A 21629-nucleotide genomic window follows, 5' to 3' on the forward strand; every position below is an offset into this window, starting at 1 on the left:
TCCTTACTCGGTGACTTTTTCACCGGCAGGTACGGTTTCTTCAAAATTCGGCATGGGGCGCAGCAGCAGGTAGAGCATACCAGCCAGAATCACGCAGGCAGCGGCAGTACCCAGGGTGAAGGCACCCGTGCTGATGAAGGAACCGAATTGATAGAACATCAAGGCCATGCAGTAAGCAAAGCCGCATTGGTAACCAATGGCAAACAGAGTCCATTTGCCGTTGTTCATTTCCCGTTTGATGGCGCCCATGGCAGCCACGCAGGGAGCGCACAGCAGGTTGAAGATCAGGTAGGAGTAGGCGGACAGCATGGAGAAGTCCTTGGCAAAGGTTCCCCAGAATTCCTGGCCGTCCTCGGACGCTTCGGCCAGGCCGTACAGCACGCCGAAGGTACCTACCAGGTTTTCCTTGGCAATCAGGCCGGTAAAGGTGGCCACAGCGGCTTTCCAGTTACCCCAGCCCAGAGGAGCAAAGATCCAGGCGATGGCTTCGCCGATGCTGGACAGGATGCCGTCGTTCAGGTCTTCTACCATAACCAGGTGGCCATCTACGAAGCCGAAGCTGGAGGTGAACCAAACCAGGATGGTGGACAGCAGGATAACGGTACCGGCTTTCTTTACGAAGCTGGAGCTCCGTTCCCAAACGCTGCGGGCAATATTGCCCAGTGTGGGCATATGGTAGGCCGGCAGTTCCATAACAAAGGGAGCAGGGTCACCGGCAAACAGCTTGGTCTTCTTTAAGATTATACCCGAAATAATGATGGAAGCAATACCTACAAAGTAGGCGGAAGGAGCTACCCACCATTCACCGCCAAAGTAGGCGCCTGCCACCAGGGCAATAATGGGCATCTTGGCGGAGCAGGGGATGAAGGTAGTGGTCATAATGGTCATTTTCCGGTCGGCAGGATTCTCGATGGTACGGGAAGCCATAATGCCGGGTACGCCGCAGCCGGAACCAATCAGCATGGGGATGAAGGATTTGCCGGACAGACCAAATTTCCGGAAAGCACGGTCCAGGATGAAAGCGATACGGGCCATGTAGCCGCAGGCTTCCAGGAAGGCCAGGCAGATGAACAGAACCACCATCTGGGGTACAAAGCCCAGTACGGCGCCAACCCCGGAGATGATACCGTCTACCACCAGCCCGGTCATCCATTCAGCCACGTTCATGCCTTCCAAAATGTCGTGGGCCCCCGGGATGATGATTTCACCAAACAAAGTATCGTTGACCCAGTCCGTAGCTTCCGTACCAATGGTGGTTACGGACAGATAGTACACAAAGAACATGATGACAGCAAAAATAGGCAGGGCCAGGAACCGGTTGGTGACAATCCGGTCAATCTTGTCGGAGGTGGTGAGCTTGCCGCGGCTCTTTTTGATGTTGCAGTCGGCAATAATGGAAGAAATGTATTTGTAGCGTTCGTTGGTGATGATGCTTTCGGCATCGTCGTCCATTTCCTTTTCCACGGACTCAATGTCGCTGTCGATATGGTCGAGGATATTTTGGGGCAGTTTCAAAGCCGCCCGTACCTTGTCATCCCGTTCGAAGAGTTTAATGGCATACCAGCGTTCCTGGTACTGGGGCAGCAGTCCTTGGGTGGCTTCTTCGATATGGGCCAGGGCGTGTTCCACCGGGCCGTCAAAGCTGTGGCGGGCAGTGAAGTGGTCCTGATGCTTGGCCGTCTTGGCAGCCAGGTCAGCAGCTTCCTTGATGCCTTCCCCGGTCCGAGCAGAAATGCCTACCACCGGGCAGCCCATTTCCTTGGACAGCTTGTCCAGGTTTACGATGTCGTTGTTTTTCCGTACCATGTCGATCATATTCACCGCCATGACTACGGGAATGCCCAGTTCCGTCAGCTGGGTGCTCAGGTACAGGTTCCGTTCCAGGTTGGTGCCGTCCACAATGTTCAGAATGGCATCGGGCCGCTCCTTCACCAGGTAATTCCGGGCTACCACTTCTTCCAAAGTGTAGGGAGAGAGAGAGTAGATACCGGGCAGATCCTGAATGATCACGTCCGGATGGCCGCTGAGCTTGCCTTCTTTTTTCTCTACCGTAACGCCGGGCCAGTTGCCCACAAACTGGTTGGACCCGGTGAGGGCGTTGAATAGGGTAGTCTTACCGGTATTGGGGTTCCCGGCAAGTGCAATCTTAAACTCCATGAAAAATACCTTCTTTCTTCCTGATACACAATTTAATTAGTGTTTACTAACAATACGATAAATAAGTTACGCTCCTGTAATTTCTGTAACCTCAACGATTTCCGCGTCAGCTTTCCGCAGGGAAAGTTCGTAACCCCGGACTGTCAATTCCACAGGATCTCCCAAAGGAGCCACTTTGCGGACGTGGACCTTGGTACCCTTGGTCAGCCCCATATCCATAATGTGACGCTTGATGGCGCCTTGACCATGGAGTTTTACCACTTCGTAATCACAGCCTGTCTTGCCGTCTTTCAATGTAAGCATCATAAGCCTCCTACTTTTGTTCTTGTACGATAATTTTGCCTGCCATTTCCGTGCTGATGGCTACCCGAGAATCCCGGATGTTGAGAATCAGCCCGCTGCTGGTATGCTGCACAATGGAAATCACAGCACCCAGGGTAATACCCAGATTTTCCAGATGGGAACGGACCTTGGATGTGCCGCCCACCCGGGCAATCACCAGGGGAACACCGGCTTCTGCAAAGTTTAAGGGCATGGGAGTACCTCTTTTCTCTTGGAAATAAAGATAAGTGTCTATACAAACCTCGTAACAGATATGTTAGCACTAACTAACGTTGTAGTCAATAAAAATTGACAAAATTATGTCTAAAACGTCAAACGGCAGCAAATAGGAGCCCAGCCCGGCGCAAAATGGCAGCAAAAAAGCAGCCTGCCAGGGGGCAGACTGCTTGACTTCAGGAACTAGTCCTGTTCTTCTTCTTGGTTTAACTGGGGATGGAGTTTATGCTCCGTAAAGTTCTTCAGGGCAGTAAGGCCAGCCAGGAGAACGCCGCCGGCAAAGAACCAGACCCAGCTGAAGGTGGCAAAGGACAGGGCAGGCTGGGGCATCTTCAGGGTGGTAGGCCCTTGGACAATGGCATACAGGGAACCCACCATCAGGCCCACGATGAAGTACACCATGGCGGACCGGTGGTTGTCCAGGGCGTTTTTCACCAGCCGGATAATACCGATGATGCCGGCCAAAACCCCAAAACCAAAAATGCACAGCACCGGGAAGTAGGCCAGGTTCATGTGGAGAAATTCCTTGATGGCATCAATAATGGGCACGTACAGGCCAAAAATCAGCAGCATGGTGGACCCGGAAATCCCCGGCAGCACCATGGCGCAGATGGCAATCATGGCAGAAACGAAAATGTATACGGCCAAGAGCGGCGACAAGCTTTCAATGGAGACGTTGATCCCTTGGCCGCCGGAAGGACTGGCCAGGGCAATGACGTACACCAGCACAATGCCGATGAGCATATAGGGGATTTTGCTGACCTTTTGGAGAGCTTCCCGTTCCTCCTTCATAATCAACGGCAGGGAGAAAATGGACAGCCCCAGGAACAGGGAAGTCAGCTGATAAATCTGGGTGGTAAACAGGCTGGCCAGCACATTGACCGAGGAGCCCATGCCGATAACCCAGCCCACCCCCAGGTTGGCCAGAAACTTGAAGCCCTTTTTCTTCAGGGCCAGGTCCCCATGGGTCATCACGTACAGGGAACCAATAAATTCATCATAAAAGCCCAGTATAAAGGCAATGGTGCCGCCGGATACCCCGGGCACGCTGTCCGCCAGGGCCATAAAAAAGCCCCGGATCATATTCAGTACAAATTCCATACCGCCTCATCCTTTCGCGTGAGAAAAACTTGCCAAATCTTTGGGTTTCCCTTAGTATAGGAGAAAAGTCTAACGAAATATTAAACAAAGAGAAAATCCTCTGAAAAGAATTGTGCTATAATTAAAAATTGGTGCGGCGGGTTTTAAGCCAGCACGAATAATAATTATACCGTATTTTTACGAAAAATAGAATAGAGGAGGTTGGAGTTTTGGAAACTGGCGAATTAAAGATGAAACTCATGGAATATGCAGCCAAGGGGTACGAGGTGCCCCGTCTGGATATGATTAAAACCCCGGAACAGATTGCAGGCATCCGGGAAGCAGGCAAGGTGAACACCGGCGTGCTGGATGCGGTGGAAGCCGCCATCAAGGTGGGTATGACCACTGATGAAATCAACACCATCGTGTACGATTACACCATTGCCCACGACGCCATTCCTGCCTGCCTGAACTACGAAGGGTTTCCCAAATCCGTTTGCACTTCCGTCAACGAAGTCATCTGCCACGGGATTCCCGATCCCAAGCAGGTGCTGAAAAGCGGGGATATTGTCAACGTAGATGCCACCACCATCTACAAGGGCTATGTAGGTGACGCTTCCCGGATGTTCATGGTGGGCCGGGTTCCCGATGACCGGAAAAACCTGGTGAATATCACCAAAGAATGCCTGAAGCGGGGCATGGAAAACGCCGTGGGCTGGAAAAATACCCTGGGGGATATTGGCTGGGCCATCCAGAGCTTTGCCCGGAAGCACGGCTATTCCGTAGTCCGGGAATTCGGCGGCCATGGCGTGGGCCTGGAAATGCACGAAGACCCCTTTGTGGCCCATGTGGGCAAACGGCATACGGGCATGCTCCTGGTGCCGGGCATGGTGATTACCATTGAACCCATGGTCAACATGGGCCGGGCGGACCTGTACATCGACGACTTTGACGGCTGGACCGTGCGTACCGTAGATGGCAAGCCTTCTGCCCAGTGGGAACACACCCTGCTGATTACCGAAGGAGAACCGGAAATTCTTTCCTACTAATATATAAGTCTGAAAATTACAGACACTGCTTGAGAAACTGCAAAGGAGATGGAAACGATGAATTTTATGGAATTGGCAAAGGCACGGTACTCCGTGCGCAAGTACAGCGACAAACCCATTGAAAAGGAAAAACTGGACCTGATTCTGGAAGCCGGGCGCATTGCTCCCACCGGCCACAACAACCAGCCCTACCGGGTTTACGTATTAAAGAGCCCGGAAGCCCTGGAAAAGGTACGGGGCCTGACCCGCTGCGCCTTTAACGCTCCGGTGGTGCTGATGGTTACCGTCCGGAAGGACGAAGAATGGGTGAACCCCTTTGAACACGGCATCCGCGCCGGCGAACAGGACGCCAGCATTGTGGCAACCCATATGATGCTAGAAGCTTGGGAACTGGGCATCGGCTCCTGCTGGGTGAACTTCTTCCCGGTGTCCAAAACCGCCGATGCTTTCGAGCTGCCTCTGAACGAAGTGCCCCTGCTGCTGCTGCCCATCGGCTACGCTGCCGAAGGCGTGCATCCGGCCCACCTGCACACCGAACGCCGTTCCAACGACGAACTGGTGAAGGAACTGTAAGAAGACGCTTAAACAAAATGGTCCTGCCTCATCCCAAGGGATGCAGCAGGACCATTTTTTAATTGTAAAAAGGGTAGGTTACTTCTCCGGCCCAAAAACCTTTTCCTTGAGCTTCAGGCCCGTAGGGGTGGTGGCCAGGCCGCCGCCCGCCGTTTCCCGAAGGGAGGCCGGCAGGGCGTGCCCCACCCGGCGCATGGCGTCAATGCATTCGTCCACGGGAATGGCGGATTGGATGCCGGACAGGGCCATATCTGCGGCCGAGAAGGCAATGGCCACGCCGGAGGGGTTCCGTTTGATGCAGGGAATCTCTACCAGCCCGGCCACCGGGTCGCAGACCAGCCCCAGCTGGTTGTTGATGGCCATGGCGCAGGCGTCGGCGCACATTTGGGGCGTGCCCCCGGCCAGTTCCACCAGGGCCGCAGCGGCCATACCGGCAGCACTGCCGCATTCCGCCTGGCAGCCCCCCTCGGCCCCTGCAATGGAGGCGTTGGTGGCAATGGTGATGCCAAAGGCCCCGGCGGTAAACAGGGACATGACCACGACGTGCCGGTCCAGGCCCCGGTCTTCCAGCATGGTAATCAGGCACCCGGGCAGGATGCCGCAGCTGCCCGCCGTGGGGGCGGCCACAATACGGCCCATGGAAGCGTTGCAGCCGGCTACCGCCAGAGCCCGGCCCATAGCCCGCACCAGCAGGGACCCGGACAGGCCGCCGCTGCTGGCAGTGTTGTAGGCCTTCATCTTGTAGCCCTCGCCCCCGGTAAGCCCGGAGGTGGAGCGCTGGTCCTTCTGTTCGCCGAATTTTACGGCTTCCTGCATGACATCAAATTCCTTGGACATCTTGTCATAGACTTCCTGGGGCGTCTTTTCCAGTTCCTGGGCTTGGTCCTCCAGCACCAGCTCACTGATTTTTTTGCCGGACTTTTCGGCGGCGTCCACCAGGTTTTTAATGGCGTTATATTCTAGCATGGTATGCTCCTTCTTCCCTTAAATGGCCCGGATCAGGATGACGTTGGTAACATCCTTTACGGAACGGATGGCTTCAATCATGCCGGCAGGGGGCAGCCCGTCGATTTCGATGGTCATCATGGCAATGCCGCCCTTTACAGGCCGGGACAATTTGAAGTTGCCGATATTCACTTCCTTGTACTTGCTGTACATGATGTTGGTCACGGCTGCAATAACCCCCGGCCGGTCGTAGTGGGGCACCAGGATGGTGTTCCGTTCCCCGGTAAAGTCCACCTTCATGCCGTCAATGTAGTCCACCCGGATATTGCCGCCGCCGATGCTGGCCCCCTGGACGCAGCATTTGGTGCCGTTTTTGCCCACCACGTGGATCCGGGCCGTGTTGGGGTGGGCGTGGGGGATGTCCGCCGGAATGAACGTATAGTGGATGCCCCGCTTGTCCGCAATGGAAAAAATATCCCGGATTTCAATGGCATCGCTGCTGTAGCCCATAATTCCGGCCAGCAACGCCTTGTCCGTGCCGTGGCCCTTGTAGGTCTTGGCGAAGGAACCGGACAGTTCCACCCGCACGTCCTGGGGCTCGTCCTGGTTCAGCATCTTGCTGGCCACTTCCCCCAGCCGTACAGCCCCTGCGGTATGGGAGCTGGAGGGCCCAATCATCACCGGCCCAATAATATCGAATACATTCATAATGTTTCCTCCTGGAATTTCTAAAGGAAAACCCCCGAACCGCCCTGCCGGAGCAGCAGCGAATCAGGGGCGGGTTTCCTTGATTTCTCTATTCTAGCTGAATTGTACTTATTTCTCAATCCAGGTTTTGTAAATTTTATCCACCACTACGGCGATGGCATTATCTCCGGATACGTTGCAGGCGGTGCCGAAGGAATCCTGGGTAATATACAGGGCCACCATCAGGGCGCAGATGGGACCGTTGGGGTCGCCGGCCTGTTTGCCGAAGATCATCCACAGGAAGGGCAGGGCCGTCATAATGGAGCCGCCGGGAGCACCGGGAGAAGCCACCATGCACACGCCCAGGGTCATGATAAAGGGAATCACGATACCCAGATTGATGGGCAGCTGGTACATCAGGCATACCGCCGTAGCGCAGGCCGTAATGGTAATCATGGAGCCGCACATATGGATGTTGGCACACAGGGGGATAACGAAGTTACGAATCTGGTCGCAGACGCCGTCCGCTTCAGAACATTGCAGGTTTACGGGAATGGTGGCAGCGGAGGATTGGGTACCCAGCGCCGTGGTGTAGCCAGGAATCTGGTTTTTCATCAGGGTGAAGGGGTTCTTGTGGGCAATGGTGCCGGACAACAGGAACTGCACAAACAGCAGGGTCAGGTGCATGATGATAACCACCAGGAATACCTTCCACAGTACGCTCAGGATGACAAAGGTCTTGCCGGACTTGGTCATGTCCACGAAAGTGCCGCAGATGTACAGGGGCAGGAAGGGAACAATGGCGTTTTTCAGCACGGCGTCAATGATGGTGGAGAAATCCTTCATGCCATTATACAGGGTGGTACCCATTTCCTTGCCCTTCATATTGGACAGGCACAGGCCCATAATGAACGCCAGGACCACCGCAGAGATGGTATCCAGGATGGGAGGAATGGCAATGGTGAAGTAAGGTTCCAAAGACGTTCCGGCCGTTTTGGAGATTTCCTCCAGCACGCCGGCGTTGATGAAGGACGGGAACAGATTGTCCGCCACAAAGAAGGAATAGGTGCCGCCCACCAGGGTGGAGCAGTAGGCGATAATGGCCGTAATCAGCAGCAGCTTGCCGGCGCCCTGGGACAGGTCGGCGATGCCCATGGTCACGTAGGCCAGGATCATCAGGGGAATGACGAACTTCAGGAAGTTGCTGAAAATCCCCGACAGGGTCACGACCAGGCGGCAGAAATCGGTGGGCAGGTACTGCCCGATAAGGATACCAAGAATGATTGCAATAATAACTTTGGGTACAAGTCCGAGCTTCATAAAAAAAGCCTCCTTTGAAATTTGTCAGACTTGTCTTTGTGCACATTGTATCCAGGTTTGACTTTTCTGTTTATTTAGTGTACTATGTGAAGACACATAAATCAAATTCATAAATAGAATCCAACATATGAAAAAAAGTAATTTTAAAAAGGGTGGCAGGCAAAAATGGAACTACGGCAGCTAAGAAGCTTCTTAAAAGTGGTGGAATTGCAAAGTTTTTCCAAGGCGGCTAAGGCATTGGGCTACTCCCAGTCCGCCATGAGCGTACAAATTCGTGAGCTGGAAACGGAGCTGGGGGTGCGGCTTTTTGACCGGCTGGGCAAATGCGTACGGGTGACCTCCCATGGGGAGGAGCTGGCCCAGGAGGCCATGCCCCTGCTCCAGGAAGTGGAGGCACTGGGGGAGCGGATGCGCAATACGCCCCGGGAAGAAGTCCTGCACCTGGGCATGATTGCTTCCCTGTGCGAGGCCAAAATGCCGTCGGTGATGGAATACTTTTCCCGGCGCTATCCCCGGATCCACGTGAAGGTGACCATCGACTCGCCCCAGAACCTATTGGAGCGGCTGAACCACAACGAAATTGACCTGGCCTACATCCTGGACCAGCCGGTGTACGACGTGAAATGGGTCCGCGCCCTGGAAGAACCGGAAAACATCGTGTTCGTCTGCTCCCGGCGCTCCCCTCTGGCCCTGGAAAAGGAAGTCACCCTGAACCAGCTGCTGGGCCAGCGGTTTTTCCTCACCGAGAAGGACGACAACTACCGCCGGTGCCTGGACCAATACCTGGCGGCCCAGGGCATTGCCCTGAACCCCTTTTTGGAGGTCAGCGATACGGGCTTTATCCTGGATATGGTCCAGCGGAATATGGGCCTGTCCTTTTTGCCCCAGTATGTGGTGGAAAACAGTGTATTCCGCAGCAAGCTGAAAATCCTTACCCTGTCGGACTACCAGCTCCAGCTGTCCCGGCAGCTGTTTTACCACCGGGACAAATGGCTGACCCCGGCCATGAAGGTGGTGCTGGGGATGCCCCAGTTCCGGGGCGCCAAACAGGCTGGAAAAGAAGGCAAAACGCCGGTAGAAACCCTTGCGTGAAACGGCCGTTTGTGGTATAATCATCAAGCATTAATGTCGGGTAATATTAATGTAATTAAAGAAAGAGGTGTCTTGAGATGAAAGAAGGAATTCATCCTAACTACGGTGAATGCACCGTCATTTGTGGCTGTGGGAATACATTTAAAACTGGCAGTGTGAAAAAGGAACTGCGCGTGGACGTTTGCTCCAAATGCCATCCTTTCTTCACCGGCAAGCAGCGTGATATGTCTGCTAGAGGCCGCATTGAAAAATTCAACAAGCGGTACGGCAACAAAGACGCAAAATAAAAACAGCGCACTTCAACAGCAGAGCCTTGGCTCTGCTGGTTTGCTATATGGAGAAAAATCATCATGTCCAAGAAACTGAGTGTAGGCGGCCAAGCCGTCATTGAGGGAGTCATGATGCGGGGCCCGGGGAAAATTGCCGTAGCCGTACGGCAGCCTGACGGGGAAATTGCGGTGGATGTGAAACCCTCCACCAGTATCGGGGATCGGTATCCAGTGCTGAAAAAGCCCTTTCTCAGGGGTATGGTTTCCCTGGTGGAATCCCTGCTCTACGGCATGAAAGCACTATCCTACTCGGCCCAAATGTCCGGGGAGGAAGACGAAAAAATGAGCAGCCTGGAAATGGCCGGCACCATTGCAGTGTCCGTGGGCCTGGCCATTCTGCTGTTTGTGGTGGTGCCTACCGGCGCCATGAAGCTGTTTCAGAGCTGGATTACCAGCTCCGTGGTCCTGAACCTGTGCGAGGGGCTGCTGCGGCTGGCCATTTTCCTGACCTATATCTGGGCCATTTCCCAGCAGAAGGATATCCAGCGGGTGTTCCAGTACCATGGGGCAGAACACAAGACCATCTATACCTATGAACACGGACTGGTGCTCAAGGTGGAAAACGTGCGGCCCTTTTCTACGCTGCACCCCCGCTGCGGCACCAATTTCCTGATGATCGTCATGCTGATCAGCATCTTCATTTTCACCTTCCTGGGTTGGCCCAGCCTGTGGGAACGGATTGCCAGCCGGATTATTCTCATGCCGGTGGTGGCAGGCATCAGCTACGAAATCATCCGGTTTGCCGGCAAGCATATGGACAAGGCCTGGGTGCGGACGGCCATTTTGCCGGGTCTGGCCCTGCAAAAGCTTACCACCCGGGAGCCCGACGACAGTCAGATGGAAGTGGCCATTGCGTCGCTGAAGGCGGTACTGCCGCCGGAAGAAATTCTGGAAGAGCCCGCTCCTCTCGTGCAGCCCGGCAGCTGAAACAGCCGCAAGCATCACCAGTAAGAATAAGAAATAACGGGGAATATTATGTTTGAAAATCTGGATAAATTACAGGATTTGGAAGACCGGTACCTGGACCTGGAAGCGAAAATCAGTGACCCTGACGTCATCAGCAACCAGGCCGAATGGCAGCGCTACACCAAGGCCCATGCCAAACTGACGGAAATCGTCACCGTGTACCGGGAATATAAGAAGCTGGCAGACACCTACCAGGAAGACGAGGCCATCGTCAAGGCCAAGGAAGACCCGGAGCTGGCTGCCATGGCAGAAGAAGAGCTGAAAGAACTGAAGCCGGAAATCGAGGCTTACGAGGAAAAGCTCACCATCCTGCTGCTGCCCAAGGACCCCAACGATGAGAAGAACATCATCATGGAAATCCGGGCCGGCGCCGGCGGGGACGAAGCAGCCCTGTTTGCCGGGGACCTGTTCCGGATGTACACCCGCTACGCCGAAAACAAAGGCTGGAAGGTGGAACTCATGGACTCCAGCCCCACGGGCCTGGGGGGCTTCAAGGAAGTGGTATTCATGGTGTCCGGCCAGGACGTGTACAGCCATATGAAGTTTGAAAGCGGCGTGCACCGGGTCCAGCGGGTACCGGATACGGAATCCCAGGGCCGGGTCCACACCTCTACCGTAACGGTGGCGGTAATGCCCGAAGCCCAGGAAGTGGACGTGGAAATCAACCCGGCGGATATCCGGATTGATACCTACCGGGCAGGGGGCGCCGGCGGCCAGTACGTCAACAAGACGGAATCGGCCGTGCGGATGACCCACATTCCCACCGGCATTGTGGCCCAGTGCCAGGACGAAAAATCCCAGGCCAAAAACCGGGAAAAATGCATGCGGGTGCTGCGGGCCAGAATTTTGGAAGCAGAAGAAGAAAAACAACGGGCAGCCACCGCTGCGGACCGGAGAAGCCAGGTAGGCACCGGGGACCGCAGCGAACGGATCCGGACCTACAACTATCCCCAGGGACGGGTGACGGACCACCGGATTGGGCTGACCCTGCATAAACTGCCGGAAATCATCAACGGTGATCTGGATGAACTGCTCAGTGCCCTGATGACGGCCGAGCAAAGCAAACGGTTACAGCAGGTGAAATAATGACAGAGCAAAAACCGGTTTGGACAATCATCAAAATTCTAAATTGGACAAAGCAGTACTTTGGCGAAAAGGGCGTGGAGAATCCACGCCTGGATGCCGAGGTGCTGCTTTGTGCTGTGCTGGATTATACCCGGCTGCAGCTGTACACCCATTTTGACCAGCCCCTGGAAGAAAAGGAGCTGAAGGAATACCGGGGCTACGTGGCCCGGCGGGCCAAGCGGGAACCGGTGGCCTACATCCTGGGCAAGAAAGGCTTTCTCCAGTATGAGTTCAAGGTCACCCGGGATACCCTGATTCCCCGGCCGGAAACAGAACTGCTGGTGGAAAAGCTGGTGCGCCTGAACAAGGACAAGGGTCCCCGGGAAATCCTGGACATTGGCTGCGGCAGCGGCGCCATTTTGGTGTCGCTCTTGGTCCAGCTGCCAGAGGCCCGGGGCCTGGGGGTAGACATTTCCCCGGGAGCCGCGGCGGTGACGTTAGAGAATGCTGAGGCCATCGGGGTGGAGGAGCGCTGCGCCGTACTGGTTTCGGACCTATACGCCAACATTCCCCCGGACGAGCGGTTCCAGATCATCGTCTCCAACCCGCCCTACATTCCCAAGAAAGACCTGCCCGGCCTCCAGGCAGAGGTCCAGCAGGAGCCCCTGGGCGCCCTGGACGGAGGCGAAGATGGCCTGGACTTTTACCGGCGCATCTTAAAAGACATTTGGAAGTTCCTGGATCCCCAGGGCCTGGTGGCCTTTGAAATCGGCATCGGGGAAGGGGAAGCGGTGGCCCAGCTGTGCCGGGACGCCGGCTTTGACCAGGTGCAGGTGGACCTGGACTATCAAGGCATAGACCGGATGGTCTTTGCGGCAAAGAAGGAATCGACTTATGGAAACGAAATTATGGAAACTAGAAAATAACCGGCCCTTGGAAGACCAGCTGAAGCCTGCGGCAGCCCTTTTGCAGCAGGGGGAAGTGGTGGCCTTTCCTACGGAAACGGTGTATGGACTGGGAGCGGACGGCCTGAACGGCGACGCCTGCAAAAAGATTTTCGCGGCCAAGGGACGGCCGGCGGACAATCCCCTGATCCTGCATATCAGCCAACTGGAGCAGATTAACCAGCTGACCAGCGGCCTGTCCCCTATGGCGGAAAAACTGGCCAAAACCTTTTGGCCGGGTCCCATGACCCTGGTGGTGAACGCCTCGGAGCGGGTGCCCCAGGTGGTGACGGCCGGGCTTACTACGGTTGCGGTGCGCTTTCCCAGCGACCCGGTGGCCCAGGCCCTGATTACCCTGGCCGGGACTCCCATTGCGGCCCCCTCGGCCAACCGGTCCGGGAAGCCCAGTCCCACCAACGCGGCGGACGTGCTCCAGGATATGGACGGCGTCATTGCCGGCGTGGTGGACGGCGGCCCCTGCGCCATCGGAGTGGAATCAACCATTATTGATACCACCGGTGACGTGGCCACCATCCTCCGGCCCGGGGGCATTACCCGGGAAATGCTGGAGCAGGTGCTGGGCCAGGTAGAGCTGGACCGGGGCCTGGTGGAAGCCGGGCAGACTCCCAAGGCGCCGGGCATGAAGTACCGGCACTACGCCCCCAAGGCACCCATGTACCTGATTGAAGGACCGGAAGCCAGCCAGGGCGTTATCCGGGCGGCCATTATGGCAGAAGCCATGGGCCTCAAGGTAGGGGTCCTGGCCATGGAAAAGACCGTGCAGCACCTGCCCAAAACCCAGGATATCCTCATCCGCAGCGGCGGCAAGGACGCCCAGGAACTGGCAGAAAAACTGTATACGGAGCTGCGCAGCTTCGATGCGGAAAACGTGGACGTCATCATTGGCGAAGGGGTTCCCGACGACCATCTGGGCCTAGCCATTATGAACCGGATGCGCAAATCTGCCGGGCACAATATTTTGTGGGCAGAACAGGGAATTTTCCACAAAAAAAGCGGGCAAATACCTGAATTTTTGCAGGCACTTGTGTTAGAATAAAAAGGATTGGACCAACAGAAGGGAGGATTCCTCATGAAAATTATCATCGGCTGTGATCACGGTGGTTTTGAACTGAAAGGAATTATCAAAAAACATCTGGAAGACAAAGGCTACGAAGTGGAAGACGCTGGCTCCTACAGTGCAGATCGGGTGGATTACCCGGATTATGCCAAAAAAGTAGGGGAAGCAGTGGCTGCCGGCAAGGCAGAACAGGGCATCCTGATCTGCGGCACAGGCCTTGGCATGTCCATTGCCGCCAACAAGATCCACGGGATCCGGGCTGCGGTGTGCTCCGACTGCTACAGTGCAGAAAAAGCCAGAGAACACAACAATGCCAACGTTCTGTGCCTGGGTGCACGGGTGCTGGGCAGCGGCCTGGCCGAACAGATTGTAGACGCCTATTTGGGCGCTTCCTTCCTGGGCAGCTACCATACCCAGAGAGTGGAAAAGATTATGGCATTAGAGAAATAAGGTGGCATTATGAAAACGGATGAATTGGTACAGGAACTGGAAGAGGTTACGGAAGAACTGATCAGCAAAGGCGGCGGCAAAGCCGGGAAAGTGCTGGTGGTGGGCTGTTCCTCCAGCGAAGTGCTGGGCAACAAAATCGGTACCGGCGGTTCCCTGAAGCTGGCTGGAGCCCTGGTGGGCGCACTGCAAAAGGTTTGCCGGAAACACAAGATGATTCTGGCCGCCCAATGCTGCGAACATCTGAACCGGGCTCTGGTAGTGGACCAAAAAGCCATGGAAAAATTTGGCTGGCAGGAAGTGACCGTACGGCCAGTGGAACACGCCGGCGGCGCCTTTGCCACCCAAATGTACAATAGCCTGGAACATCCGGCAGTAGTAGAAGAAATCAAGGCCGATATGGGCCTGGATATTGGGCAGACCCTGATCGGCATGCACCTGAAACGGGTGGCAGTGCCGGTGCGGCTGTCCCGAAAGAAACTGGGCGACGCGGTGCTTACCGCCGCCTACACCCGTCCGCCTCTCATTGGCGGGGAACGGGCCGTCTATCGTTAAAGCAGGGCCTGACAAAAAAGGAGGAAGCACATGAATTTGGAAAACTTGACCACCGCTGACCCCCAGGTAGCCGCCGCCATTGGCCGGGAACTGGGCAGACAGAGAAACAAGATTGAATTGATTGCTTCGGAAAACTTTGTTTCCCCGGCTGTCCTGGACGCCATGGGCAGCGTACTCACCAATAAATATGCCGAAGGCTATCCCGGCCACCGCTACTACGGCGGCTGTGAATACGTGGACCAGGTAGAAGAACTGGCCCGCCAGAGAGCCTGCGAACTGTTTGGGGCAGAGCATGCCAACGTGCAGCCCCACTGCGGCGCCAACGCCAACCTGGCTGCCTTCTTTGCCTTCGTAAAACCCGGGGATACCATTATGGGTATGAACCTGTCCCAGGGCGGGCATCTGTCCCATGGGAGCCCGGTGAACATTTCCGGCAGCTACTTCCATATTGTAGCCTACGGCGTGGACCCGGAAACGGAAGTCATCGACTACGACAAGATGGAAGCCATCGCCAAGGAATGCCAGCCCAAGATGATTATCGGCGGCGGCAGCGCCTACGCCCGGACCATCGACTTTGAACGGATGGCCGCCATTGCCCACGGGGTGGGGGCGGTGCTGATGATTGACATGGCCCATATTGCCGGCCTTATTGCGGCAGGGCTTCATCCCAGCCCCATTCCCTATGCGGACGTAGTGACCACCACCACCCACAAGACCCTTCGGGGCCCCCGGGGCGGCATGATCCTGTGCCCGGAAAAATACGCCAAAGCCATTGACAAGGCTGTATTCCCCGGTACCCAGGGCGGTCCCCTGATGCACGTCATTGCCGGCAAGGCCGTAGCCTTTGGCGAAGCCCTGAAGCCGGAGTTCAAGGCATACCAGAAACAGATTTTGCAAAACGCTGCTGCCCTGGCAGACCAGCTGACCCAGGAAGGCCTGCGCCTGGTTTCCGGCGGCACCGATAACCATCTGGTGCTGGTGGATGTGCGGAACAAGAACCTTACCGGCAAGGAAGCCGAACATATGCTGGACGAAGTGGGAATTACCTGCAACAAGAACACCATTCCCTTTGACCCGGCCAGCCCCTTTGTTACCAGCGGCATCCGGCTGGGTTCCCCAGCCTGCACCACCCGGGGCTTTAAGGAAGAAGACTTCCGGGAAGTGGCCAAAATCATCGGCCTGGTGCTGAGCAATCCCGGTAAGGAAGATGCCCAGGAACAGGCCAAGCGGCGGGTTGCTGCCCTGTGCCAGAAGTTCCCCCTGTATCCTAATTTGTAAGCAAAAACATAAAAGGAGAGCGCCAAAACCATGCAAATCCAAGTTGTCAACCATCCTTTAATCAAAGAAAAAATGACCCGTCTGCGTGATAAGAATACCCCTCCTGTGGTATTCCGCCAACTGCTGGACCAGATTGCCCAGCTGATTCTGTTTGATGTTACCCGGGACCTGCCGGTACGGGAAAAGAAAGTTACCACCCCCCTGGAAGAAACTACCGGGTATGAACTGGACGTCAGCGGCATTACCGTAGTGCCCATTCTGCGTGCCGGCCTGGGTTTCCTGGACGCCGTCATGGACCTGATTCCGGAAGCCAACGTAGGCCATATCGGCCTTACCCGGAACGAAGAAACCCTGGAACCCATCAAATATTACTGCAAGATTCCCAAGGACAAAGATGCTGAAATCATCCTGATTGACCCCATGCTGGCTACCGGCGGCAGCGCCGTGGCAGCTCTCAGCATGCTCAAGGCCGACGGCTACAAGCACTTCCGCTTCATGTGCCTGGTAGCAGCTCCGGACGGCGTGAAACTGGTGAACAAGGTACATCCCGATGTGCCCATCTACACCGCAGCCCTGGATGATCATCTGAACGAACATGGCTACATTGTGCCTGGTCTGGGCGATGCCGGCGACCGGGTGTTCGGAACGGTGGAATAAAATGGAAAGACCGGATTGGGACAGCTATTTTATGGAGATTGCCCAGGTGGTGTCCAAGCGTTCCACCTGCCTGAGACGGAAGGTGGGCGCCGTGCTGGTGCGGGATCGGCAGATCCTGGCCACCGGCTACAACGGTACCCCCAAGGGCCTGCCCCACTGTGAAGAAGTGGGCTGCCTCCGGGAAAAGCTCCATGTGCCCAGCGGCCAGAACCATGAGCTTTGTCGGGGCATTCATGCGGAGCAGAACGCAGTCATCCAGGCGGCGGTGAACGGGGTTTCCACCCAGGGCGCCACCCTGTACTGCACCCACCAGCCCTGCGTGGTGTGCTCCAAAATCCTCATCAACGCAGGCATTACCCGGATTGTGTACGCCAACCCGTACCCGGATAAACTGGCTGAGGAAATGCTGAAAAGCGACCACGAACTGAAGCTGGAGGTCTTCCACCCTGGCACAGAAGTGGAAAAACCGGAGAAAATAGAAACGAAATAAGCGGCAGCTGCGTAAAGCGGCTGTGAAAAAATGGCTTGCGAGCTCGATTGAGTTCGCAAGCCATTTTTTGTGGGTTGGGAGGAACGGCCTAGGCGATTGCTGTGGTTGGCATACCTCTGGGATATTTTTGGGGATGTTTGGATGCGGCCGCAACGCTTTACGGTCGCATCCAAATGTCAGTACAGTTCTCCGAGGACATTTGGTATATGCGACCTATGTGATAGCCGTCCGTGAGCCGAACCCGCAGGGTGAAGGAGAACGGAGTACGGCGAACCACTCAGGAAGCTTTCATAACCATTACGATTCAAGTTCTTATCAGCACTATATTTTAGATTTCACTTGACCCGTGGTGGCCTGGAAGCCTTCTGCAAAGCGTTGCGCTCACATCCAAGAGCCGAACGATTATCTAAAGGCTCTTGGCTAATGTGAGCCATGTGATAGCGGCCTGCAAAGCGAACCCGCAGGGTGAAGCTGCGCAGCGAGCCGCGAACCACTGAGAAGGTGTCGCCGGAGGCGACGGATGAGGTTCAAACCAGTTTTTTCGCGGCCCCCGGCCGCATGCCTTCCACTTACCAGTGCACTGCTTGGCGTGCACTGGTAAAGGGGAAGGGAGGCTGCGCCCTAAAAGAACAATGCGCAGCCGGGATGGGGTTCCGATACCGGCCGCAAAGCTAACTGAGAAAGTTCATCCAGGCAGCGGTAACCTCGGAAAAACTTTTATTTTTCACAGTCCCTTTTGTCGTTTGTATGGGGCAGTCCCGGGGTCTTTCCATGCTTTTGCCGTATTATGTACTATTGGAACAAAGTATTTGCGGCAGGTTTTGGGGAAGCCTATAATTTAGAATAAGAGGGTTAAACAGCAGTTTCTAAAAATCATACAAAACCATATAAACATGATTATTTTGTACAAAATTCGAACAATATAATTGCATTTTGTAATATAATAGTATTAATAATTTACAGAATGGAGGTGATGCTGTGATTGTCTCTAAAACCTTTACGCTTGAAACACGACTCAATCAAAATGATAATGCTGATCTAATTAAATACGTCAAGGAGTATAATGCTCTCTATGGCAGAATGTTACGCTTTGCGTGGCATCGTTATAACAATGGCGGCAAGTTCTCTGTAAAGAAAAGCCAGTTCAATACGCTTTTACAAATACAATTTGGAGTAAACAAGCGTTTTGCTAATTCTGTTATCTCTGAAGTCGAGGGTTTATATCGAGGCTTATATCAGTTGAAATGGTATGAGTATAAGCAGTTGAGTGGAAAAATAACGAAACTCTACAGTAAACGGAATAAACTTTGTAAACAAGTATTTGCTTTGAAGGAAAAAGCTCGAAACAATCAGTTGTCACCTTCTGCTTTGAGATATTATCGCAGGCAAAAAGAGAAAATCTTTTACACGGGTCAAAAGATTAACCGCCTCAAACAAAAGCAGGCTAACCTGCTGAAAGAGCTTCAGAGCAAAGATTTGCATCTCTGCTTTGGCTCAAAGAAGCTGTTTTATGCACAGCATAATCTTGAAAACAATAATCTGACAAGTCATAAGGTCTGGCTGGAACATTTCCGTGAGCAGAGAGATAATCGTTCCTTGTATATCGGAGCGAAGGATGAATTTCGCTGTAATCAGATACTGCAACTAACACCAATGGTACACTCGGGTAAAGGTAATCGTTTCGTTATTCAGCTGCGTAAGAACACAAAAGCTCGGGAGTACGTTTATGGAGCTTGTATTTTTAAGTATATGAGCAGCTTGCTAGCAAAAACCATTGTACAGAAAAGCCATGGCGTTAGCTATCGTATCGTATTCCGTGGCAGCAAGTGTTATCTGCAAGCTATGGTAACGTTCGATATAGATACCGACAGCTACAGGACCCGAAAAACGTATGGAACGATTGGCTTGGATTACAATGATGGCTTTATCGAACTTGCCGAGACCAATGAAACGGGAAATCTTGTCGGGCTAAAACACTATGATTTGCATTATCATGGTATGGGAAATAGAGCAAAGTCCGAAATTCGAGAGGTAACCTCTAAGATTGTAAACTACGCAATATCTGTTGGGAAAGACATTGTTATTGAGGATTTAGACTTTAAAGGATCTAAGGCAGAAATCACCAAAGCAAAGTCAGACCAGGGCAAGGCGTACAATAAAATGATTCACGCCTTTGACTATTCGAGGTATAAGGAAACTTTCGAAAATTGTTGTTTTAAACGGAATGTTAATTTGATTCAAGTCAATCCTGCGTATACGAGCAAGATTGCAAAGCAAAAGTATTGTGACAAAAAGAAACTCGTTATTCACCAAGGAGCAAGTTATGTTATTGCTCGTAGAGGTCAGGGCTTCGCAGATGAATATATAAGCAAAAAGAAGTCCTCATAAACAAAAACTTCCGTTAAGAAAGAACTGCTTCCAAGAGATTGCAGTCCTTGTACTTAACGGAAACTATAAAATAGACAACAACAGTTATATTTTGTTGTGCCACTTAGCAATAAGAGAAACAGAATTGAGCTGTTGGTAAATATGAGTGTGCCGTAACACTCGAAATCATTGGGAATTTGTCTTACCCTGTTTTGTATGATTTTATTTTACGGCGTAGGCCCAAGAGAAACTGTTTTTGGCAATAGGGGGGATACCATTGGAAAACAGAAAGAAATTAGGAGCGCTCCTGCTTTTGGGGGCTTTGCTCTTTAGCCTGTCCGCCTGCTCTGCCAGCGGCAGTACCAGCAGCGAGAAAACGGCTCCGCCGCCTGCCCAAACAGCAGCGGCTGCCCCGGACAAGGGGAGCAGCACCCAGGTGCAGGAAGGCAATACCTTTTATGTGAAAGCCGGAAGCCAGGTGTTCCCGGCAGTATTTGCCGACAACACCAGTGCCCAGGCCCTGAAAAAACTTCTGGAAAAGGGGACCATTACCCTGAGCCTGGAAGACTATGGCCATTTTGAAAAGGTAGGCCCCCTGGGCACCGAGCTGCCCCGGAACGATACGAAAATCACCACGGAACCCGGGGACGTGATCCTCTACCAGGGTGATAAAATTACCATTTACTATGACCAGAATACCTGGGACTTTACCCGGCTGGGCAAGATTCCAGGCGTGACCAAGGACCAGCTGCTGCAGGCCTTTGGCCCGGGGAAGGTCCAGGTGACCCTGTCCCTGACCAGACCCTGAGAAGCAAAGCAGTGCGCAGAAAGGAGCGGTATTATGGATAAGAAAAAAGGTTTGCTGGCGGGGCTTTTGCTGCTGGGCTCCCTGGCTTTTACAGCCTGCGGCAGCAGCGCCGGGGCAGCCGGACCCAATGAGGCCAAGCCGGTGGGCAGCACGGCCAAAACCACGGCAGCAGCCTCTGCCGCCGGAACCCTGACCACCAATGGGGGAGCGGTCCTTGACCTGGCCCAACTGAAACACTATACCACCAATAAGGAAGCCCCCAAGGTATACTTTATTGCCGACATTACCCCGGAAGCTATGATCAAGGCCTACGACGCCCTGGGCTGGAAACCCGCCGGGAAAGTAGCTGTGAAGCTGTCCACCGGGGAACCTCCCGCCAGCAACTACCTGTCCCCCAAACTCATTGGGGAACTGGTCCACAAGGTGAACGGCACCATTGTGGAATGCAATACGGCCTACGGCGGCAGCCGTTCCACCACCGCCATGCACTACCAGGTGGCCAAGGACCATGGCTTTACGGACATAGCCAATTTCCAGATTTTGGACGAAAACGGCTCCCTGGCACTGCCGGTCAGCGGTGGTCAGCGGCTGAAGGAAGACTACGTAGGCGCAGCCTTTAAGGACTACGACGATTATCTGGTGCTGTCCCACTTCAAGGGCCATGCCATGGCCGGGTTCGGCGGCGCCATCAAGAATATTTCCATTGGCTTGGGCTCCAGCCAGGGCAAAGCCTGGATCCACAGCGGCGGCACCAGTATGACGGACCCCTGGAGCGGTAAACAGGACGCCTTCCTGGAAGCCATGGCGGACGCCGGCAAGGCCGTTTCCACGGCCCTGGGCAATGGGGACCGGATTGTGTATATCAATGTCATGAACCGGCTGTCCATTGACTGCGACTGCAACGGCAACCCGGCAGAACCGGATATCCACGACATCGGTATCCTGGCCTCCACGGACCCGGTGGCCCTGGACCAGGCCTGCGTGGACCTGGTGTATGCCTCCAAGGGCAGCGACGCCCTGGTGCACCGGATTGAAGACCGGCACGGTATCCACACCCTGGAAAGCGCCGAAAAAATCGGCCTGGGCTCCCGGAGCTACCAGCTGATTGATTTGGACTAAAAAACAAATAAAGGCGGCTGACCCAGCGGGCCGGCCGCTTTTAGCAAATTAGGAAAGGAGGGGGA

General features: G+C 54.3%; 23 protein-coding genes. 16 read left to right on the forward strand and 7 right to left on the reverse strand.

All coding sequences use genetic code 11. The annotated features are described in order from the left end of the window. Positions 1-3: 3 nt before the first annotated feature. From feoB to C7E10_RS09600, 4 genes are all read right to left on the reverse strand, one after another. Entirely contained in the window at positions 4-2157 is a 2154-nt protein-coding gene (gene feoB / locus C7E10_RS09585; RefSeq protein WP_105327059.1) for a ferrous iron transport protein B, read from the reverse strand. A 66-nt stretch (positions 2158-2223) separates the two neighbouring features. Continuing rightward, positions 2224-2460, reverse strand: coding sequence for a FeoA family protein (locus C7E10_RS09590; RefSeq protein ID WP_105327060.1), 237 nt, complete (start codon positions 2458-2460; stop codon positions 2224-2226). A gap of 10 nt (positions 2461-2470) precedes the next feature. Continuing rightward, the gene (locus C7E10_RS09595) at positions 2471-2692 is read right to left on the reverse strand and encodes a FeoA family protein (protein WP_105327061.1); all 222 of its coding nucleotides are present in this window, start codon (positions 2690-2692) and stop codon (positions 2471-2473) included. A gap of 206 nt (positions 2693-2898) precedes the next feature. Then, the gene (locus C7E10_RS09600; protein WP_105327062.1) at positions 2899-3816 is read right to left on the reverse strand and encodes a DUF368 domain-containing protein; all 918 of its coding nucleotides are present in this window, start codon (positions 3814-3816) and stop codon (positions 2899-2901) included. 230 nt (positions 3817-4046) lie between these two features. Here C7E10_RS09600 and map point away from each other — a divergent pair, with 230 nt between their 5' ends. Next, complete coding sequence (gene map / locus C7E10_RS09605) at positions 4047-4844, forward strand: type I methionyl aminopeptidase (protein WP_353937256.1); 798 nt, start codon at positions 4047-4049, stop codon at positions 4842-4844. A 57-nt stretch (positions 4845-4901) separates the two neighbouring features. Beyond that, the gene (locus tag C7E10_RS09610) at positions 4902-5417 is read left to right on the forward strand and encodes a nitroreductase family protein (protein ID WP_105327064.1); all 516 of its coding nucleotides are present in this window, start codon (positions 4902-4904) and stop codon (positions 5415-5417) included. 78 nt (positions 5418-5495) lie between these two features. Here C7E10_RS09610 and sdaAA read toward each other — a convergent pair whose 3' ends face one another. From sdaAA to C7E10_RS09625, 3 genes are all read right to left on the reverse strand, one after another. Beyond that, entirely contained in the window at positions 5496-6383 is an 888-nt protein-coding gene (gene sdaAA / locus C7E10_RS09615; RefSeq protein WP_105327065.1) for an L-serine ammonia-lyase, iron-sulfur-dependent, subunit alpha, read from the reverse strand. 18 nt (positions 6384-6401) lie between these two features. Beyond that, positions 6402-7070 (reverse strand): L-serine ammonia-lyase, iron-sulfur-dependent subunit beta, encoded by a 669-nt coding sequence (gene sdaAB / locus C7E10_RS09620; RefSeq protein WP_105327066.1) that lies wholly within the window; start codon positions 7068-7070, stop codon positions 6402-6404. Positions 7071-7178: 108 nt separating this feature from the next. Beyond that, positions 7179-8369 carry a dicarboxylate/amino acid:cation symporter gene (locus C7E10_RS09625; RefSeq protein WP_105327067.1) on the reverse strand — a complete coding sequence of 397 codons (1191 nt, stop codon included), beginning with the start codon at positions 8367-8369 and terminating at the stop codon, positions 7179-7181. Positions 8370-8534: 165 nt separating this feature from the next. Here C7E10_RS09625 and C7E10_RS09630 point away from each other — a divergent pair, with 165 nt between their 5' ends. The 14 genes from C7E10_RS09630 to C7E10_RS09695 all read left to right on the forward strand — a co-directional run bounded on the left by C7E10_RS09630 (position 8535) and on the right by C7E10_RS09695 (position 21564). After that, positions 8535-9461: a LysR family transcriptional regulator gene (locus tag C7E10_RS09630; protein WP_105327068.1), complete on the forward strand. Its 927-nt coding sequence runs from the start codon at positions 8535-8537 to the stop codon at positions 9459-9461. A 77-nt stretch (positions 9462-9538) separates the two neighbouring features. Next, on the forward strand, positions 9539-9748 hold the full coding sequence (gene rpmE, locus C7E10_RS09635) for a 50S ribosomal protein L31 (protein WP_105327069.1): 210 nt from the start codon (positions 9539-9541) through the stop codon (positions 9746-9748). Between the two features lie 63 nt (positions 9749-9811). Next, the gene (locus C7E10_RS09640) at positions 9812-10717 is read left to right on the forward strand and encodes a DUF1385 domain-containing protein (protein ID WP_105327070.1); all 906 of its coding nucleotides are present in this window, start codon (positions 9812-9814) and stop codon (positions 10715-10717) included. 48 nt (positions 10718-10765) lie between these two features. Then, positions 10766-11842 carry a peptide chain release factor 1 gene (gene prfA / locus C7E10_RS09645; protein WP_105327071.1) on the forward strand — a complete coding sequence of 359 codons (1077 nt, stop codon included), beginning with the start codon at positions 10766-10768 and terminating at the stop codon, positions 11840-11842. Beyond that, positions 11842-12747, forward strand: a complete 906-nt coding sequence (gene prmC / locus C7E10_RS09650; RefSeq protein WP_105327072.1) for a peptide chain release factor N(5)-glutamine methyltransferase — start codon at positions 11842-11844, stop codon at positions 12745-12747. Before prfA ends, prmC begins: the two co-directional genes overlap by 1 nt. Beyond that, complete coding sequence (locus C7E10_RS09655; RefSeq protein ID WP_105327073.1) at positions 12716-13822, forward strand: L-threonylcarbamoyladenylate synthase; 1107 nt, start codon at positions 12716-12718, stop codon at positions 13820-13822. The genes prmC and C7E10_RS09655 overlap by 32 nt, the downstream gene beginning before the upstream one ends. A 33-nt stretch (positions 13823-13855) precedes the next feature. Then, complete coding sequence (gene rpiB / locus C7E10_RS09660) at positions 13856-14293, forward strand: ribose 5-phosphate isomerase B (protein ID WP_105327074.1); 438 nt, start codon at positions 13856-13858, stop codon at positions 14291-14293. A gap of 9 nt (positions 14294-14302) precedes the next feature. Beyond that, a complete protein-coding gene (locus C7E10_RS09665; RefSeq protein WP_105327075.1) occupies positions 14303-14845 on the forward strand; it encodes a TIGR01440 family protein in 543 nt (180 codons plus the stop codon). 30 nt (positions 14846-14875) lie between these two features. After that, a complete protein-coding gene (gene glyA, locus C7E10_RS09670; protein ID WP_105327076.1) occupies positions 14876-16123 on the forward strand; it encodes a serine hydroxymethyltransferase in 1248 nt (415 codons plus the stop codon). Between the two features lie 30 nt (positions 16124-16153). Then, positions 16154-16780 carry a uracil phosphoribosyltransferase gene (gene upp, locus C7E10_RS09675; protein ID WP_105327077.1) on the forward strand — a complete coding sequence of 209 codons (627 nt, stop codon included), beginning with the start codon at positions 16154-16156 and terminating at the stop codon, positions 16778-16780. Position 16781: 1 nt separating this feature from the next. Next, positions 16782-17270: a deoxycytidylate deaminase gene (locus tag C7E10_RS09680; RefSeq protein WP_105327078.1), complete on the forward strand. Its 489-nt coding sequence runs from the start codon at positions 16782-16784 to the stop codon at positions 17268-17270. Between the two features lie 978 nt (positions 17271-18248). Then, entirely contained in the window at positions 18249-19658 is a 1410-nt protein-coding gene (locus tag C7E10_RS09685; RefSeq protein ID WP_105327079.1) for an IS200/IS605 family accessory protein TnpB-related protein, read from the forward strand. 256 nt (positions 19659-19914) lie between these two features. Then, positions 19915-20445 (forward strand): cyclophilin-like fold protein, encoded by a 531-nt coding sequence (locus C7E10_RS09690; protein ID WP_105327080.1) that lies wholly within the window; start codon positions 19915-19917, stop codon positions 20443-20445. A 33-nt stretch (positions 20446-20478) separates the two neighbouring features. Continuing rightward, positions 20479-21564 (forward strand): DUF362 domain-containing protein, encoded by a 1086-nt coding sequence (locus tag C7E10_RS09695; protein ID WP_105327081.1) that lies wholly within the window; start codon positions 20479-20481, stop codon positions 21562-21564. The last annotated feature ends 65 nt before the right edge of the window (positions 21565-21629 follow it).

Source organism: Acidaminococcus hominis (assembly GCF_900291475.1).
Classification (GTDB): domain Bacteria; phylum Bacillota; class Negativicutes; order Acidaminococcales; family Acidaminococcaceae; genus Acidaminococcus; species Acidaminococcus hominis.

Bases quoted from the DNA above. Each gene is read 5' to 3' on its own strand.
- glyA (WP_105327076.1), top strand. From the start codon at position 14,876: ATGAATTTGGAAAACTTGACCACCGCTGACCCCCAGGTAGCCGCCGCC.
- rpmE (WP_105327069.1), top strand. From the start codon at position 9,539: ATGAAAGAAGGAATTCATCCTAACTACGGTGAATGCACCGTCATTTGT.
- C7E10_RS09600 (WP_105327062.1), bottom strand. From the start codon at position 3,816: ATGGAATTTGTACTGAATATGATCCGGGGCTTTTTTATGGCCCTGGCG.
- prmC (WP_105327072.1), top strand. From the start codon at position 11,842: ATGACAGAGCAAAAACCGGTTTGGACAATCATCAAAATTCTAAATTGG.
- C7E10_RS09680 (WP_105327078.1), top strand. From the start codon at position 16,782: ATGGAAAGACCGGATTGGGACAGCTATTTTATGGAGATTGCCCAGGTG.
- C7E10_RS09655 (WP_105327073.1), top strand. From the start codon at position 12,716: ATGGAAACGAAATTATGGAAACTAGAAAATAACCGGCCCTTGGAAGAC.
- sdaAB (WP_105327066.1), bottom strand. From the start codon at position 7,070: ATGAATGTATTCGATATTATTGGGCCGGTGATGATTGGGCCCTCCAGC.
- sdaAA (WP_105327065.1), bottom strand. From the start codon at position 6,383: ATGCTAGAATATAACGCCATTAAAAACCTGGTGGACGCCGCCGAAAAG.
- C7E10_RS09630 (WP_105327068.1), top strand. From the start codon at position 8,535: ATGGAACTACGGCAGCTAAGAAGCTTCTTAAAAGTGGTGGAATTGCAA.
- feoB (WP_105327059.1), bottom strand. From the start codon at position 2,157: ATGGAGTTTAAGATTGCACTTGCCGGGAACCCCAATACCGGTAAGACT.
- prfA (WP_105327071.1), top strand. From the start codon at position 10,766: ATGTTTGAAAATCTGGATAAATTACAGGATTTGGAAGACCGGTACCTG.
- upp (WP_105327077.1), top strand. From the start codon at position 16,154: ATGCAAATCCAAGTTGTCAACCATCCTTTAATCAAAGAAAAAATGACC.
- C7E10_RS09595 (WP_105327061.1), bottom strand. From the start codon at position 2,692: ATGCCCTTAAACTTTGCAGAAGCCGGTGTTCCCCTGGTGATTGCCCGG.
- C7E10_RS09695 (WP_105327081.1), top strand. From the start codon at position 20,479: ATGGATAAGAAAAAAGGTTTGCTGGCGGGGCTTTTGCTGCTGGGCTCC.
- C7E10_RS09625 (WP_105327067.1), bottom strand. From the start codon at position 8,369: ATGAAGCTCGGACTTGTACCCAAAGTTATTATTGCAATCATTCTTGGT.
- C7E10_RS09665 (WP_105327075.1), top strand. From the start codon at position 14,303: ATGAAAACGGATGAATTGGTACAGGAACTGGAAGAGGTTACGGAAGAA.
- rpiB (WP_105327074.1), top strand. From the start codon at position 13,856: ATGAAAATTATCATCGGCTGTGATCACGGTGGTTTTGAACTGAAAGGA.
- map (WP_353937256.1), top strand. From the start codon at position 4,047: ATGAAACTCATGGAATATGCAGCCAAGGGGTACGAGGTGCCCCGTCTG.
- C7E10_RS09640 (WP_105327070.1), top strand. From the start codon at position 9,812: ATGTCCAAGAAACTGAGTGTAGGCGGCCAAGCCGTCATTGAGGGAGTC.
- C7E10_RS09610 (WP_105327064.1), top strand. From the start codon at position 4,902: ATGAATTTTATGGAATTGGCAAAGGCACGGTACTCCGTGCGCAAGTAC.
- C7E10_RS09590 (WP_105327060.1), bottom strand. From the start codon at position 2,460: ATGCTTACATTGAAAGACGGCAAGACAGGCTGTGATTACGAAGTGGTA.